This window comes from Fundicoccus sp. Sow4_F4, from assembly GCF_052116145.1.
Taxonomy (GTDB): Bacteria; Bacillota; Bacilli; order Lactobacillales; family Aerococcaceae; genus Fundicoccus.
In genome coordinates, this window is sequence record NZ_JBQKLQ010000001.1 from 181,315 (window position 1) to 198,880 (window position 17,566).

Below are 17,566 nucleotides of genomic sequence, written 5' to 3' on the forward strand. Positions count from 1 at the left end.
TGCTTTAAATATTTATATCATTACACAAGAGAATGCACGCTTTTTATAATTATCGGTTATAATGAGAAGGCAAGTTCTATATATCAGTCGAGAGAATGATGCGGAGCTTGACTGACTATGTCACAATATTGATAACTTAATTTAGAAAGTGAGGCATAGCGATGAGTGATCATTACTATAATCCACATGAAGCGTCTTGGTGGAAAAAATTATGGCAAGGTTTTAAAAATTTATGGGTTTATTATCGCGGCTGGAAGATGCTGATTTTTATTGGCATGTCGCTAGGCCTATTGTTATCGACGTATTTAGTCCTTATAGCTAAGACAACAGACGTAGATACATTACAAGAAGGTTTAATGAACCAAACAACAGTTTACGATGTCTATGATGAAAAAGCTGGCACCCTCTGGGCACAAAAAGGGACTTACGTTACATTGGATCAAATTTCACCGCAAATGCGTGAAACTTTAGTGAGTACTGAAGATAAACGATTTTATGAACATAATGGCTTTGACACCATCGGTATAGGTAGAGCTTTGGTTAGTTTAGTTTTTAACCGCGATTTATCAGGGGGTGGAGGAAGTACCATTACCCAACAATTAACTAAGAATGCTTTTTTAACTTTAGATCAGACCTTTGAACGTAAGTTAAAAGAATTGTTTTTGGCTTTAGAAGTAGAAAAGCACTATACAAAAGATGAAATTTTAGAGATGTATTTAAATAATTCTTATTTTGGTAATGGCGTTTGGGGGGTCGAAGATGCTTCAATGAAATATTTTGGACATTCAGCTGCCTCACTTGATTGGAATGAGAGTATGGTCTTGACTGCGACATTGAATGGTCCATCGATATTTAATCCGATTGATGATTACGACCTATCCATTGATCGTCGAAATGCGATTGCAGAATATTTAGGAAGTGAGGGTATCATTAATCCAGATGATGCAGCTTACATCCAGAATAGCCCGATTTACTTATATGATGCATATCTCTCAAGTGAACAGGGACAAGAATATCCTTCCTATTTTGATGCGGTAATTAATGAAGCTGTTTCTCTAACCAGTATTCCAGAGTCCGATTTATTGTCGAAGGGGTATCAAATTTATACGAATTTAGAACCTTCTGCACAACAAATATTGAATGCTTCTTATGATACAAGTGCTTGGGTATTTGGTGATGACGGTACCGGCACACCTTTAGTCCAAAGCGCAAGTGCCGTTGTCGATCCGCATAACGGAGGTGTGATGGCTGTCTATGGTGGACGTGGCGATTATGTTTACCGTGGCTTCAACCGTGCGACGGATATGTATCGTGCACCTGGGTCTACAATTAAGCCACTCGCTGTTTATGTGGCTGCTTTAGAGTCGGGCTATAATATACATTCAATGGTTGAAGATGTTGTGAAAGGATATGGTAGAGATAATTATGCACCTGTGAACTATGATTTATATACGGATCCTGACGGTGAAGTGCCTTTGTATTATGCGTTAGCTCAAAGTAAGAATACATCAGCTGTTTATTTAATGAACGAACTAGGGATTAATCGCTCTGTTCAAAAATTAAAGCAGTTTGGCATTAACATTCCTCAAGATGATCAAACATTAGGTTTAGCTTTAGGTGGTTTAAAAACTGGTGTGACGCCACTGCAATTAGCCAATGCTTACGCAACATTTGCTAATGATGGCGTGCGTATTGAAAGTTATTTTATTCGTCGAATTGAAGATTCAACGGGAAAAGTTGTTTATAACAATGAAAAACCAGCACGACATATGGTCATGACGAAAAACATTGCATCCGATATGACAAGTATGATGCTGGATACTTATAGTGGCTATGGTACTGGTTATGGAGCAGGGCCTGATTGGGGACAAATAGCGGGTAAAACAGGTAGTACCGAAGTGTCTGAAGAAAATATGAACACACGTGATAAATGGATGGTTGGCTATACACCAGACTTCAGTATTGTTACTTGGGTTGGACTTGATGAAGAAGGAGACGTTCCATTAGATGATTTGATGCCTTCTGGTATGGGCTCTTTATTCAATATCCAAACGACGAACTTAATGTCAATATCTAATCAAACACCCTTTGACGTTACCTACGCATCACAAATGTCTGAATCAACCAACCATTTACCAACAGCAAGTTGGTCAGACGATTGGCAAGAGGCATTTTCTGAAAATTGGTTAAAAGTTCAAGAGAAAACTGGGGAGCTATGGCAAGCGACCAAAGAAGTTGCAAAAGACTTTATGCATGATGCGTCACTATGGCTAGAGACGGTAGAACTTCCATTTTAGTTACCAAATGTAGAGCTTTTTAATGAACTATTTTGATATGAAAATGTTTTTAGAAAAAAAGAAATATAGCGTCGTGTTTTATTGAAAAGTGACCTGTATATTTGATATGATAGAGATTGAGAAGAAAGGGTGTATGACAAATGACAACAAATAATATTTATGATACAGCAAATCAATTAGAAAAAGATATTCGTGAATTACCAGTATTTAAGCAATTACAAGAGGCTTATGCTGAAATACAAGCTGATGAGGCTTCAAGTGAGTTATTCAATCAATTTAGAGAAACATCACAAGACCTTCAAATGAAACAAGTTCAAAATCAAGAAATCAGTGAAGAAGAAGTGTCATCACTTCAAGAATTATTCATGAAGGTTTCAAATAATCAAACCATTTCAAAATTAATGGATAGCGAACAACAACTTAGTCAAGTAATTGAAGACATCAACAAAGTGATTGTTAAACCATTAAATGAATTGTACCAATCTGGAAATTAAGGATAGGACACTGTAGTCTTTTTAGTATCAGCTGGAAGTCAATCGATTTCATTCGATTCAACTTTCAGTTGATTTTTTCAATTAAGATTACTTCTTTGCCTCATTGTTCGATAAATGATTCGAATAATTGAGAAATCATAGGGGGGAATAAGTGCTCTGAACGGGTGAGGTTAGATTTTTGCTTTTATTAATTAAGAAAATAGACATTATGAGAGAAAGGAGAAAATGAATCATGAAAATTATGCATGTTGCTGACTTACACTTGGATAGTCCATTTAGAGGGATGGAGCGACATCAACAAAGCATCCAAAAATATTTAATTCAATCGCCGTATCAAGCTTTTGAACGTTGTGTCTCGATAGCTATTAACCAAAATATCGATGTATTTGTGATTGTTGGAGATGTTTATGATGCAGAGCGACAAACAATTTACGCTCAAAATTTCTTTATGAAGCAATTAATTCGACTAGATAAAGCAAACATTCAAGTCATACTGACTCACGGAAATCATGATTTCTTGAAGCCAGATAAAAAGAGACCGCAGTATCCAGAACGGGTTTATGTCTTTAACACTGAAGAAGTGAAGCATTATGACGTTACTTTATCTGATCAAACGACCGTACGTTTTTATGGCTTTAGCTATTTACAACGCTGGGTAAAAGAGAGAATGATTCAAAGGTTTCCTAAAAATCCACGCGTTACTGACTTTACTGTGGGATTATTACATGGTTCTGCCGAAGGCATCGCATCGACTGAAGGAAACTATGCCCCTTTTTCAACAAAAGAATTATTGAGTAAACAGTATGATTATTGGGCTCTAGGTCATATTCACCAAGCGCAAGTACTCCATGAGAGTCCCCTTATTCAATACTCTGGGACAATACAAGGGCGCCATCGCAATGAAATAGGGGACAAGGGTGCCTTTATTATTGAGATAAATAAAAATAAACCAGTAATAAGTGAATTTATATCATTGGCACCAATTGTTTGGCAAAATCCACACATTGATTGTTCAGAAGATTGGCAATCAACCGAAGTTGTCACTCAAATTGAACAGGTCATCCAAAATTACCAAAGTGAAGCAGAAGCTTCCTTGCAATCACAAATTCTTACATTGACTTTAACGAATGCTCAACGATTAAATCAAGAATTACAACGACAAATCGAAAAAGGTGAATTAGCATTCGCTTTGGAAAGTAGCCATACAGACTTACCTTTTGTTCATGTTGCTGGTATTCGTTTAACTTCTAATATTGCTTTAGACGCTTTTCAATATGACGAAGCTTTGAACCAAAGCTTCCATGAGGCAAGTGAAGGATTAGAAAAAGGTCAAGCATATGAAGAGATTATGTCAGATGTTTTCCAGCACACAATCATCCAAAAATGGTTACCGGAGTTGGCAGAAGATTTATCATTGAAAGATGATATTATAAAATCCTCTCAACAATTAATGATTCAAACGATTGGATTTGAGGCCAAGGAGGTGACCCATGAAGATTAAAACATTAGATATTTATGGTTATGGTAAGTGGGTTAATCAAAAGTTTGATATCGATGACGGATTACAACTATTCTATGGTCAAAATGAGGCAGGTAAATCAACCTTACAATCTTTTATACGGAGTATATTGTTTGGTTTCCCAACTAAACGTAGACGTGTTAATCAGTTGAATCGATACGAACCACGTCATGGAGAAGTTTATGGTGGACGTATCCTACTAACAGACACAGCTTATCAAGATGTATGGATTGAACGCACAAGCAAAATATTTACTGTGACAACTGAAAATGGTGAGAGACTTGCAGATGATACGCTTGAGAAAATACTCGGTGGCTTGGACGAAACGTTGTTTGATAACTTCTATGCCTTTAATTTGCAAAACCTGCAAGAATTAGCAACAATCGACGCTGAAAAAATTAGTGATTATTTCTTAAGTATTGGAACATTGGGGAGTGATAAATTTTTAGAAATTGCCAAACAATATGAAAAAGAAACGGACGCAATGTATCGTAAACAAGCTCAGAATCGTCCGCTAAATCAGTTGCTAGTTGAATATGAAGCAATGGCAGAAAATGTCTATCATATGGAATTAAATATGTCTCGTTATGATTCTCTGATAGAACAACAAACTCAACAAGAACAGATTATTAATCAATTAAATCAAGAAATTGACCATTTAGATAAAGAACTTCGTGTAAAAGACAAATTGTTGGGGCGCTATGATATCTATTTAAAGGATAGATTAGCCAAAAGAGAATTAGAACAACTCGTTTATACACACATACCCGATAAAGCGGTCGAGATTCTTGAGAATAATTTGAAAGCTATTAAAGAAAGTCAGACATTAATTATCCAACATGAAGAAAGATTGCGCAATTTATCCGGTGAATTAGGAACATTGACACGTCTAAATTGGGCGAATAACCACGAGGATGACAGACGTCTCTGGATTGCTGAAACACAGAAAACAAAAGAAGTTCAGGCTAAATATGAACGAACCATCGAACGAATTCAAGAACAAAATGAGACGATGTTGCAATTAGCACGTCGAGGGCAATTTTATCCTGAGAAAGTGTTTCAAAATTTAGAGTATGACGAAAAAGTTGAAGAAGGTTTAGGAATTCAATCTCAACTGGATGATTTGCTTAAACAACATGATTCAATTAAAGCAGAACGCAAAGTATATATTGATCAACGTAAAGAACAACAAAACTTTAGTGCGATTGTTCGACAACAAGTGGCTAAATTAGAAAATCAACGGCTTAACGAAGAAGCACAATTAACTCAATCAACGAGTCTAAATCATTACTTCTTAGGTTTAATATTCTTAATTGTTGGTGTCGTGATTGTGGCCATTAACTTCTTTTCTGCTGAAGGTGGTCCGTCATTATATGGCTGGTTAGGATTAGCAATTGCTTTACTTGGACTTTTAAGTGTAGTTTATATATTTATTGAGCATCGTAAGCATCATAAAACATTTAAGAACAGCCCAATTATTGAGAAGATAACCGAGTTACGTCAAAAAGAACAGCAGTATGGCGAACAAAGTAAAGCATTAGGAATTGAAATTAATGAAAGAGAGTCTGCTTTAGAAGCAATTAGTGCTGAATTAGAATCTGTTTCAAGCCAACAAAAGCGCTGGTTAGTAGCAATTGGATTTTATCCAACTGCTGATCCAGAAATTATACTTAAGACAAATCCAGTGAAACATTATTTTGAAGCTAAGGCACAAAGAACACAATTTGAAGAAGAAAAAGAGACTCTGAATAAAAAGATTGTAGAATGGCGAGCAAAAATCCAACCATTACTTGAACGATTCCCTCTGATAGATGAAGGAACAAGACCCTTGATACGACATGTGGAAGAGGTTGAAGTTGCTTTGACGCGCTCCCAAGAAAGAGGAAAAGCAATCGAAGAAAGAATGGAAAATTCTAAGCAAATCATTGAATCTAATAGAACTTTGATAAAAGAGAGCGAGGAAGCTATTAAACAACTCTTTGAAGCAACAGATAGTGAAAATGAACTTATTTTCCGACAAAAAGTCGATACCAATCAATTAATTGAAGAGTTAACAGCTAAACGCAGCTTATATCAAGAACAGATGATTGGCTTCGAAGCGGCATTAGAAGCTGTTTCAACCAAACAAGCCTTATCTGAAGAGTTCCAAAGTTTAGAACATCAACTGATGCTAACGAAAGAAAGATTAACACCACATCATAACGAACGAGCAAGTCTTTTGGTGGAAATTAACCACCTAGAACAAGACGGCTCTTATCAAGACTTACTTCAATTGTTAGAAAACAAAAAAGAAGAAGTTAAAGCAATGGTTTTCGAATGGGGCCGTATGCGTGTTGCGATGGAACTAATTTATCAAACGTTACGTCAAGGGATGGAAAGCCCTGTTCCAGAAATGAACCAGTTGGCTAATGAGATTTTTTCAACATTAACTTATGGGCGCTATACGCAAATTAAATTGAATAAAAAAGGCTTGAAGGTTAAGCAATTTAGTGACATTCTTTTTGAACCACATGAGTTGTCCCAAGGGACATTAGAACAGCTATATGTGGCTTTACGATTATCGTTTGTTAAAAACGCCTTGCAAATGATTAATATGCCAATTTTAATTGACGATGCATTTGTTAATTTTGACGAGATTAGAAAAACAAGTATGTATCAAGTATTAGAAAAATTTGCAGAAGATCATCAGATTCTGTTCTTTACTTTTGACTTACAAGCCAAGGAGTCCTTTGCTGAGACACAAAGAATTGACTTAGACGAAACAGAAAAAAGTGAAGAAATTGTTACAGAAGAAGAGATAACTGAAGTAGAAGTATCAATTGAACCAACTAATATAGATGAAACAGAAGAAGGAGGTATTTAATGTCACAGTTGTATGATTTACAAAACGGAGAAGAATTTAGTTTGTTTGTGTTAATTAAATCTGCTGATGTTCGTATTGCACGAAATGGTAAACCTTTTATCGCATTTAGTTTTCAAGATCGTTCAGGTTCGATGGACGGAATGTATTGGTCAGCGACAGAAGAAGAAATTGCTCGTTATCAAGCAGGCCATGTTGCCTATTTAAGAGGGGAACGAGATACTTATCAAGGATCTCCCCAAGTAAGAATTAAAGCGTTACGTTTAGCAGAAGAAGGGGAACCAAATGATCCTACTTTATATGTTGAACGTGTTGCAATCAAAAAAGACGAACTGAATGAGGAATTAAAAGAAGCCTTATTCTTAATTTTGGAACCAAACATCGCAAGAATTGTTCGCAAAATACTCCATCAAGTAGATGAAGATTTTTATACATATCCGGCTGCTAAACGTCATCACCATGCCTTGGCTGGTGGTTTAAGCTACCATACAATCTGTATGGTTAGGGTAGCGCGTGCTATGTTGAAGATTTATCCTCAATTAAATGCCAGTTTATTAATTGGCGGTATAATCTTACATGATATTGGTAAGACCATTGAATTAAGTGGTCCGATTTCTACTGAATATACCTTAAGAGGTAAATTAATGGGACATATCGTTATAATGAGTGAAATGATTGATCGAGCTTGTGTGGAAATCGGAATCGATCAAGAAAATGAAGCGGTATTGTTATTAAAACACGTTATACTAGCTCATCATGGTAAACAAGAATATGGAAGTCCGGTTGTGCCACAATTATTGGAGGCTGAAGTTATTCATCAAATTGATAATATGGATGCCACAATTAACATGATTACAACAGCTTTAGATAAAGTTGAAGTAGGAAATTTCAGTGAGCCAATCTATCCGCTTGATCGCCGTCAAATTTTTAAGCCAAAGTTTAAATAATTAATGTCAATTATTAATATTGATGCTTAAGTTTTAGACTAATTTTCCAAATGGAGGAATTTTATTATGCATAACAAAGAAACTCATGACCACTCTTGTGGTGGACATGACCACTCTTGTGGTGGACATGACCACTCTTGTGGTGGACATGACCATCATCATCATTCAAGTCCATTGGATGATTTAACGGTAGATCAAGGCTTAACAATTGAATTTCAAGGGGTTTTTAAAGCTAGAATTGAAGATGTTTGGGATATGTTAACCAATAACGAAAAAATAAACTTATGGTTCCCAGAGTTAGAGTTTGTTTCATTAAAGTCAGGTGGCGTCCTTAGATTTAATCATCTGGACGGTGAATCAGAAGAGATGCTGGTATTAGATGTTGAAGAACCCAATTATTTATCATTCACTTGGGATCTTAATACTGTAACCTTTGAATTGAAGGCAGTAGAAAATAATACTCAAACAGAAGTCAACTTTACTGAATGGTTGGCTGAAGTAACAGACCATAGTCCACGAGATGTAACTGGTTGGATGGTATGTTTGAATGTTATTGCGAATATATTTGATGGTAAAGAGCCATTCGATCGTGAAGATAAATGGCATGAACTATATCCGAGCATTAAAGAAATGCTTGAACAACAATCAGAATTTGAATTTGAATAAACTTGTGTATATTATAAGAGAAGTGGAGCAAGTAGCTTTATCCTTATCTTACTGAAAATACTCAATTCTAACAAAAAAAAGATGTAGGTTACTCAACGGTGAGTTGAGTTAGCCTACATCTTTTTTTATATTATAGAAAGAAATTATTCAGCGTCTTCTGTCGATTCTGCTTCTTCTTCTTCAGTAACTTCTTCTTCAGGAGTTTCTTCGGTTGTTTCCTCTGTATCTTCCGCTTCAACTGGTTGGTTTGCAAGATCAATCAAATCTTGAATTGCTAATTTTAGATCTTCATCATTGATTTGAACGTTTGCTTGTTCTAGTAACTTACCAATAATAGTATAAGAGAAGTTTGAATCAGCGAACTTACTTTCTTTATAAAGGTTTGTAACTTCTTCTTTGATTTCATCTAATGGTGCTTTTTCACCATTATTCAACGTCTTAATAATATGGAAACCATATTGTGACTGAACTGGTGTTTGTGTTACATCCCCAGCTGCTTGACTTTTAACTGCTTCTTCAAATTCTGGAACCATTTGTCCTGTTGTAAAGGGACTTAATAATCCACCATTTGCAGCAGAAGAATCTAATGATAATTCCTGAGCAACAACATCAAATTCTTCCCCAGCATTAATTCTTTCGATCGCAGCAATCGCTTCGTCTTCCGTTTCAACTAGGATATGTTGGGCTTCCATAGTAGGAGCATACTCATTATCGTAATAAGATTGGATTGCTTCATCCGAAGTATCTACTTCACGAGCAACTACTTCTTGTAGCATATTACTTACATAAATTTGATGAGTAAAATCTTCGACGCTACCTAATTGCTGATAAGCAAGCAGTTGTTCAAAAACTTCTGCGCCTCCGGCTTGTTCGATTTGAGTGTTAACCTCTTCTTGTGCACCGGTTAAAATAGCTTCAGCATTGTCGACGTTTTGCTCTAATACAGTTTCTAATAACATCGTACGTAGAGTAGCGTTACCGTAAAAAGCTTTCATTTCTTGATAGAAATCTTCTTTGGTAATTTCTTGCTCACCAACTGTAGCGATAATATCTTCATCCTGTGCTAAAACAGTCAGTTGAATTGGACTAGCTAATAAAATAGTAAGTGCCGCTGCAGATGTTGCAACTTTTAATAAAGTTTTTTTCATGTGGACTTTCCATCTCCTAAATCAAAATTTAGCTATTAGTAAATTGTAATAGCTTTAATACTTATAGAATACTATAGCATATTCTAAGTTGTGAATGTAAAAAAAAGTAAAAATACAAACAAAAGTCAAAGGTTTGAAGTTTTTGTCATATTTTCTAAATTTTCAGCTAATGTGTTAGCACTTTCCTGAACTCTTCGTATTCTTGGTTGTGTTTCTTCATTAAAATGTTGAAGAGTAGTCTGTAGTTCCTCACTGATTATTTTAGAACTTCTAACACTTTCGTTTTGTAAACGTTGAATAGCCACTTTTAGATTATCAACTTTAAAACGCACATCATTGACATCATCTGTGGTTTGATCAATTACATTCTTCAATTTAAGACGAGTTTCTTTACCACTACGAGGAGCATTCATTAAGCCAGCAAGGCCACCAAAGAAAACACCCCAAAATAAGCCAGATTTAAAATTAGACATAATTATCAATCCTCTTTTCTATTTAATTTAAATTATCAGCAATTCTTTTAGCACGGTCAGCATATTCTTCAGGCGTATACTGTTCTTGATTATTGTCAAAATGCATTGCAAAACCTTCAGATGCTTCATAGCGAGGAATTAAGTGAACATGAGCATGAAAAACTGTTTGGTACGCTATTTCTCGGTTGTTATTTACTATGTTCAAGCCTTTCATTTCAGGAAATGCTGCTTCTATTGCTAAAGCAATTTTAGGAATCCTTGCAAATAAATCACTTGCAGTCTCAGAGTCCATCTCAAAAATATCTTGAACATGATGTTTAGGAATGACGAGTGTATGTCCAGGAGTTACTTGAGACATGTCTAGGAAGGCGAATACTTTATCATCCTCATAAACTTTTGCACTAGGAATTTCATTTTTCATTATTTTACAGAAAATACAATTTGTCATAATAGACGCTCCTCTTTATATTAAAAATAGTTATGTAAGTTCTTTCATTCTATGCTAGAATAACATATTAAAGGGTGAACTTAAATCATAAACCACTTCCAAGCTGGAAGTGGAAAGAGAGAATTCATAAAAAAAACATAAAAGATTCATAAACTATCAGTTTTTTGCGTATAAATTCAAAAATATTTCCACTAAAACTCACTTTAGACGCGAAACTATTATGTTATAATAATCATGAGAAAAGAAATATGTCAGAAATAAATTAGACATATCATCTTAGAGAAGGAGGGACAATTTTTGCGAAAAATAACATCTTTATTAAAGATAGATAAATTATCAAAAGTTGGACTATTTATGATCATCTGCCATTTAGTGGTCTTAGTGCCAGTAAATCAAGTGAATGCACAAGAAACTACTGATGAGAATATAGAATTAAGTGAAAACAACAAAACAGTGACGTTTTCTGAGTTTGTACCTTATGCTCAATTTTTAAACTATCAATATCAAGGGGATGGCGCTGAATTTGCTTCACAAGATATTATTATGGAATATACGCCGGATGCTAATGGTATCTTTCAAGTAGCTGCGTTCACTGAATCTAAAGCTGTTGCTTATGTTTATCAAATTCGTAGTTCAGGTCTTTATGAGTTAGCATTTTATGATAACTACTATAACGTTCAGGACTTGAGATACTCAGAGCTTGCCAATGATGGAAACGAGTCTTTAATATTATCAAGTGATTTAAGTGTCGGTTCTTCATTTTATTCAGGATATCAAAATGAAAAGATTCGAACAGTAATTGATGTAATCGACTATTACGTTTCAGGAAATACCCCTTATGAAAATGTTGTGATTATTTCTGAAAGCAATAATGTGAATGGTCATAATGTCCAGCTGAATTATTACTTTGCGCCTTATTACGGTATTGTATCTGTTGAGCAAACTTACAGTGATGGCGGGGTAGCACGTATACTTGAACTTGTTGGGACACAAGGTTTTCTAAATTAACGGATCAAAAAAAGCATTCCACCTCAAGACGAGGAGGAATGCTTTTTGGTTACTGATTTAACCAATTTGCTTGGTTAGAATTTGAGACAAGCTCTTGATGATAAATTCTTAAACGAGACACTTTATTCAATAAATAATTACCAACAAAACCAACTGCGAAACCAGCTAGAATACCGCTTATCGCTAATACAGGCATGTAATTGAAAACTGACCATGATTGAGCAAACAAAGCAGCAACCGACAATTGACCGAAGTTATGCATGACGCCACCCATTGTCGAAATTCCGATAATACTTACACGTTTTGGTCCAAGAAGCTTAACAAACAGCATTGAAAAATAACTTAAGAATGCTCCTACAACACTATACATGAAGGTTGATAAAGTTCCTCCTACTAACATAGTAACAACTACCCTGATAGTAATGACTTGGATGGACTGCTTCCAAGGAAGAGTAAAAATAGCGATTATCGAGATCAAATTAGCTAGGCCTAACTTTGCACCGGGTGCAAAAGCAAAAGGAGAGGGGATGACTCTTTCTAATATACTTATCACAACAGCTTGTGCGGCTAGCATAGCAATGTAAACCATGATTTGATATTTACTTTGACGCATGTGTTTCATCCTTCCTAAAACTTACTTTATCATAGAAGGTACATATATTTCACACATTTATTAGTATAAAATTGTGTAAAATGATTTAATAACTAAAGTAAAGCAAAAACAGTAAAACGCATTAAATCATTCCTAATTTCAGCTATGACAAACGATGATTTGTTATAAAATGCCTCCGAAGGGAATCGAACCCCCATTTCAAGAACCGGAATCTTGCGTGATATCCATTACACTACGAAGACCTAACTATTCAATAATACACAGATTTGAGTTTTTTTGCAAGATAAGCCTCATAAATAGTGATTAGTTCGAATTAAGATTAATAAAATTGCAACTGTTTGTACAGAACCTCACATTGTGAGGTCGATAGGATGCATTAATTATAAATCTTTTACTTTGCTAAAAAATCTATGAATAAAGTCTAGTTCTTAAACATAATTAAAAAAATGTTAAAAATAAGTTGTCATTTTTGCTTGTGAAAGGTATACTTAATGAGGATAAATTTTGAAGGGGGAAGTGGAGATTTTGGCAAAAGAAATAGTTATTGTCGGGGCTGGGTATGCAGGTATTGCTGCTGCTCGAAAATTAGGTAAGAAGTTTAAGAAAGATGAATCAGTAAACATTACATTAATTGATAGACATTCATATATGACCTATATGACTGAATTACATGAGGTCGCAGCAGCGCGAGTAGAACCTGATGCAATTAAGTATGATTTACAACGCATCTTCAAGAAGTTGAAGAAAGTAGATTTGGTTACAGATTCAATCACGAATATCGATTACGATAAACAAGAACTAGTTGGTGAACAACGCAATTATAAATACGATTATTTAGTTCTTGCGATCGGTGGAGAAGCCAATGACTTTGGTGTTGAGGGCGTTAAAGAACATGGCTTTACTTTATGGTCAATTGAAGCAGCAGAAGAAATACGCAAACATGTAGAAGAAACAGTTTATGCTGCATCTCGTGAGCACGATGACGTTAAACGTCGCGCTATGTTATCATTTGTAGTCTGTGGGGCAGGCTTTACAGGTGTTGAAATGGTCGGCGAGTTAAACGAATGGTTACCTAAATTAGCAAAAGAATATAAAATCAAACAGAGCGAAATTTCAGTACATAACGTTGAAGCAGCACCTTCAATTTTAAATACTGTAACTGAAGTTGAACAAGAGCGTTCATTAAACTTCATGCGAAAAGAAGGCATTCAAGTATCTTTAGGTGACGGGATTGTAAAAGTTGCTGAAGATCATATTGAATTGGCTTCTGGACGTAAAATTCCATCATATACAACAATTTGGACTGCTGGTGTTCAAGCGAATCAAGAAGCTGCAGAATGGGGCTTTGAAAGAGCAAGAGCTGGTCGTTTAGTTGCTGACGAGTATATGAAAGCTAAGGGACACGATAATATCTGGTTAGCAGGAGATGTAGTTTACTATGAAGAACCAGAAACAGGTCGTCCTACGCCACAAATTGTACAAGCAGCAGAACAAACGGGTGATACTGCAGCACACAACTTAATTGCGGCAATCACTGGTGAAGAAAAAGAAGCATACAAAGGTAAGTACGACGGAAACATGGTTTCTATCGGATCTCGCTATGGTGTAGCTTTATTGTATGATAAATATCACTTACAAGGCTTTTTAGCTATGTTTGTAAAACATGCAAGTAACATTATTTACTTCTTAAGTATCAGAAGTTTCTATTATGCATTCATGTATGTTAAACATGAGTTCTTTGATGTAAAAGACCAACGTAATATTTTCCGTGGCCATACATCAAGAAAAGGTAACGTATTATGGACAGTTCCATTACGTATCTTCTATGGTGCAATGTGGACCGTTGAAGGGCTGAAGAAAACATTTGGTATGTTTGGTGGTTCTTCTTGGTTCGGAGATAATGTAGTATTCCCATTCCCATGGCTACAAGAAGTAGTGTCTGGTGCATCTGATGCGACTTCATCTGCTTCAACAGCTGCAACAGAAGTTGCTGAAACAGTATTTAGCTTGAACTACGTTTACGGCGAAGAGCCAATGCTAGTGTTTGACTCAATGCCCGGTTGGTTCGCTTCAATTATGGAATTCATGATGCCTAATCAGGATGTTGCCTTGTTTATGCAAAAAATGATGTCATTAGTAGAATTAGGAATCGGTTTAGCTCTTATGGCTGGATTATTCACCTGGATTATCAGTGCAGTAACAGTAGGTTTAGTAGCAATGTTCTGTTTATCAGGAATGTTCGTTTGGGTAAACATGTGGTTTATTCCAGTTGCGATCGCACTTATGAATGGTTCTGGTCATGCATTTGGTCTAGATCATTGGGTAATGCCTTGGTTAGGTAAATTATTAGACAAGTGGGTTTATGGTACGCCTAAGCATATCTATAAACCAGGAATCGATAACTAATCGAACATTTTAATTAAAAAGATATAACTAACAAATACTGTTAGGAGCTGTAGATGAGAAAGGTTAGCAAATGATGCGTCATAGCTGATTCTCGCATTAAACAAGCTACTAGCAGTATTTTTTTGTATAGTAGTGGAAATTTAAACTTATAAAGCGAAATAATTCGACTAATATAGTATAATTAAACAATCAAAAAATAAGAACGGAGAAAGATAGCCTTGGTACATGCTATTTGGCAAGATTACCCTGAAATCGAAGCAGCATTAAGAGAAGTAAAAGAGATAATTCATCAAGAGCTTGCGATTAGTTCTCCTTCAATCAGAGACATCATACGTGACTATATCGATGCATCGGGGAAGTATATACGAGCTGGGCTTTGTATAATGTTTGCGAAGTTAAATTATGGAAGCATTCCTCGTGAAATACTCTATTCTGCTGCAGCTATCGAAATGTTACATCTAGCAACACTCATTCATGATGATGTGATAGATGAAGCGGATAGTCGACGTGGAGTGAAAGCAATACATAAACAGCATTCGAATCGAATTGCGATATATGCTGGAGACTATTTACTCGCATATTCAGCAAGGCTGTTTAAGGAAGCTCATAAATTATATGAATCTACTTCAATGGATGACTGGGTGATTGAGAGAATTTTAGATGGAGAAATCAGTCAGCTTGAAAATCAATTTGAACAATCTATTTCTATCTATCAGTATTTGAGACAAATCCGAGGTAAAACAGCAATGCTATTTGCTTTGTCTGTTTTTTCAGGTTCAACCCGCCCAGAATTAAATCGATTTAAAAGTCGACAAGCATTTTATATTGGACTTGAAATTGGAATGGCTTTTCAATTATCTGATGATTTAATCGATTATCAAATTGATCAGAGAGCTTCAGGTAAACCACAATTACAAGATGTTCAGAATGGAATTTATACGGCACCATTGATTTTAGCAATGGAAGAAGAGACGTTCAATAAACAATTGATTCACTCGCGCGGGCATAAGTGGACAGAGAATGAATTGACAGCTTTAGTTAATGAGATGGAAAAATTTAATGTGTTTAATCGAACGAATGAACTGGTTGATTCGTATTTAAAAAAATCTTTGAAGAAATTAGATAAATTATCTTCACAACAAAGTAAAGATGAAATAAGACAATTATTGAATGCTGTTATGAAACGAAATTTTTAGCTTGAAATTGGCACTTTACTAGACAAAATCAGTAAATTGATTTAGTATTAAAGTAAGATTTACAAGAAATCTATACTATTAGATGTAGCAAAAGGAGAGAAATAACATGGAAATGAAAAAGATTTTTCTTAAGAGTACATTATTATTAGGATCGGTATTCGTATTAGCTGCTTGTGGAAGCGATGAGCCTCAAACTGAATCAACACCAGAGGAAACTTCAAGTGTTGTCGAGTCAGATTCTGAAGAAACTGTAGAGGAAACAGTTGAAGAAGAAACAACTGAAGAAGAAACATCAGAAGAAGAGTCAACTGAAGAAGAAACATCAGAAGAAGAGACATCAGAAGAAGAGTCAACTGAAGAAGAAACATCAGAAGAAGAGTCAACTGAAGAAGAAACATCAGAAGAAGAGTCAACTGAAGAAGAAACATCAGAAGAAGAGTCAACTGAAGAAGAGACATCAGAAGAAGAGTCAACTGAAGAAGAAACATCAGAAGAAGAGTCAACTGAAGAAGAGACATCAGAAGAAGAGTCGACAGAAGCAGAAACATCAGAAGAAGAGTCAACTGAAGAAGTAACATCAGAAGAAGAGTCGACTGAGGAAACTGCAGAAGGTTTAGTAGATGGTGAATATACTGCTGTATCTAATGAAGACGAGAATGGTTGGTCAATTTTACATGTAATTACTGTAAAAGATGGCGAAGTGACAGATTCAAACTTTGATTATACTAATGCTGACGGTGATTTAAAATCAGAAGACGAAGAGTATAATAAAATGATGGAAGAAAATGCAGGCGTTTCTGCAGCAGATGCAATGGAAGAATTAAACACTGCATTAGTAGAAACACAATCAGCTGATGTAGATGTTGTTTCAGGTGCTACTAGCACTTCTGAATCATTCGTAAAATCTACTGAAGCATTATTAGCTGCAGCCGCAGAAGGCAACACTGATGAAATCAATATTGATGAATTAGGTGGAGACTTACAAGACGGTGAATATACACTAACAACTGAAGCTGACGAACGTGGCTGGGCTCACCAATTTACATTAGTAGTTAAAGATGGCGCAATTGCTGAATCTAACTATGACATGGTAAATGAAGCTGGCGACTTAAAATCAGAAGATGAAGAGTACAATGCTAACATGGAAGATGGAACTGGAACTTCATTCGCAACTGCAGTAGAGGAATTAAACGCTGCATTAGTTGAAAACCAATCTGTTGAAGAAATTGAAGTAGTTTCAGGTGCTTCAAGTACATCTAATGCATTCTTAGCTTACGCACAACAATTATTAGATGCTGCAGCAGAAGGAAATACAGATCCAATTGAAGCTGAGTTAGTAGAATAGTAGTTAAGTTTAAAAAACTTATGGATGGAGAAGAAATCTTAAAGATTTCTTCTCTTTTTTTATATCATAAAGACAGGAAGAACTTGGAAGGAATCTACTCCTAGTCTATACGCATGCCATATCAATATGTTAAACTATTAACTATA

General features: G+C 35.5%; 14 protein-coding genes and 1 tRNA gene. 10 read left to right on the plus strand and 5 right to left on the minus strand.

The genetic code is table 11. The features are described 5' to 3' along the window. Positions 1 to 161 precede the first annotated feature (161 nt). From ACTQ5J_RS00845 to ACTQ5J_RS00870, 6 genes are all read left to right on the plus strand, one after another. Complete coding sequence (locus tag ACTQ5J_RS00845) at positions 162 to 2,297, plus strand: transglycosylase domain-containing protein (protein ID WP_441750075.1); 2,136 nt, start codon at positions 162 to 164, stop codon at positions 2,295 to 2,297. A gap of 140 nt (positions 2,298 to 2,437) precedes the next feature. Beyond that, positions 2,438 to 2,791: a YlbF family regulator gene (locus ACTQ5J_RS00850; RefSeq protein WP_441750077.1), complete on the plus strand. Its 354-nt coding sequence runs from the start codon at positions 2,438 to 2,440 to the stop codon at positions 2,789 to 2,791. 232 nt (positions 2,792 to 3,023) lie between these two features. Beyond that, positions 3,024 to 4,292, plus strand: a complete 1,269-nt coding sequence (locus ACTQ5J_RS00855; RefSeq protein ID WP_441750079.1) for a metallophosphoesterase family protein — start codon at positions 3,024 to 3,026, stop codon at positions 4,290 to 4,292. After that, the gene (locus ACTQ5J_RS00860) at positions 4,282 to 7,173 is read left to right on the plus strand and encodes an AAA family ATPase (RefSeq protein ID WP_441750080.1); all 2,892 of its coding nucleotides are present in this window, start codon (positions 4,282 to 4,284) and stop codon (positions 7,171 to 7,173) included. Before ACTQ5J_RS00855 ends, ACTQ5J_RS00860 begins: the two co-directional genes overlap by 11 nt. Next, a complete protein-coding gene (locus tag ACTQ5J_RS00865) occupies positions 7,173 to 8,117 on the plus strand; it encodes a 3'-5' exoribonuclease YhaM family protein (RefSeq protein ID WP_441750082.1) in 945 nt (314 codons plus the stop codon). Before ACTQ5J_RS00860 ends, ACTQ5J_RS00865 begins: the two co-directional genes overlap by 1 nt. A gap of 66 nt (positions 8,118 to 8,183) precedes the next feature. Continuing rightward, entirely contained in the window at positions 8,184 to 8,783 is a 600-nt protein-coding gene (locus tag ACTQ5J_RS00870; protein WP_441750084.1) for an SRPBCC domain-containing protein, read from the plus strand. A gap of 143 nt (positions 8,784 to 8,926) precedes the next feature. Here ACTQ5J_RS00870 and ACTQ5J_RS00875 read toward each other — a convergent pair whose 3' ends face one another. The 3 genes from ACTQ5J_RS00875 to ACTQ5J_RS00885 form a co-directional block, all read right to left on the minus strand. Continuing rightward, positions 8,927 to 9,931, minus strand: coding sequence for a peptidylprolyl isomerase (locus ACTQ5J_RS00875; RefSeq protein WP_441750085.1), 1,005 nt, complete (start codon positions 9,929 to 9,931; stop codon positions 8,927 to 8,929). A 125-nt stretch (positions 9,932 to 10,056) separates the two neighbouring features. Then, the gene (locus ACTQ5J_RS00880) at positions 10,057 to 10,404 is read right to left on the minus strand and encodes a YtxH domain-containing protein (RefSeq protein ID WP_441750086.1); all 348 of its coding nucleotides are present in this window, start codon (positions 10,402 to 10,404) and stop codon (positions 10,057 to 10,059) included. A gap of 22 nt (positions 10,405 to 10,426) precedes the next feature. Next, on the minus strand, positions 10,427 to 10,852 hold the full coding sequence (locus tag ACTQ5J_RS00885) for an HIT family protein (RefSeq protein ID WP_441750087.1): 426 nt from the start codon (positions 10,850 to 10,852) through the stop codon (positions 10,427 to 10,429). Between the two features lie 297 nt (positions 10,853 to 11,149). Here ACTQ5J_RS00885 and ACTQ5J_RS00890 point away from each other — a divergent pair, with 297 nt between their 5' ends. Further along, complete coding sequence (locus ACTQ5J_RS00890; RefSeq protein WP_441750088.1) at positions 11,150 to 11,860, plus strand: hypothetical protein; 711 nt, start codon at positions 11,150 to 11,152, stop codon at positions 11,858 to 11,860. Positions 11,861 to 11,909: 49 nt separating this feature from the next. Here the strand turns inward: ACTQ5J_RS00890 and ACTQ5J_RS00895 are convergent, their stop codons facing one another. Then, positions 11,910 to 12,473, minus strand: a complete 564-nt coding sequence (locus tag ACTQ5J_RS00895) for a Gx transporter family protein (RefSeq protein WP_441750090.1) — start codon at positions 12,471 to 12,473, stop codon at positions 11,910 to 11,912. Between the two features lie 170 nt (positions 12,474 to 12,643). After that, a tRNA-Arg gene (locus tag ACTQ5J_RS00900) sits at positions 12,644 to 12,715 on the minus strand. A gap of 283 nt (positions 12,716 to 12,998) precedes the next feature. Between ACTQ5J_RS00900 and ACTQ5J_RS00905 the strand changes: the two genes are divergently transcribed. The 3 genes from ACTQ5J_RS00905 (at position 12,999) to ACTQ5J_RS00915 (ending at position 17,420) form a co-directional block, all read left to right on the plus strand. Beyond that, positions 12,999 to 14,879, plus strand: a complete 1,881-nt coding sequence (locus tag ACTQ5J_RS00905) for an FAD-dependent oxidoreductase (RefSeq protein ID WP_441750091.1) — start codon at positions 12,999 to 13,001, stop codon at positions 14,877 to 14,879. Between the two features lie 218 nt (positions 14,880 to 15,097). Next, positions 15,098 to 16,075, plus strand: coding sequence for a polyprenyl synthetase family protein (locus tag ACTQ5J_RS00910; protein ID WP_441750092.1), 978 nt, complete (start codon positions 15,098 to 15,100; stop codon positions 16,073 to 16,075). Between the two features lie 106 nt (positions 16,076 to 16,181). Further along, entirely contained in the window at positions 16,182 to 17,420 is a 1,239-nt protein-coding gene (locus ACTQ5J_RS00915) for an FMN-binding protein (protein WP_441750094.1), read from the plus strand. The last annotated feature ends 146 nt before the right edge of the window (positions 17,421 to 17,566 follow it).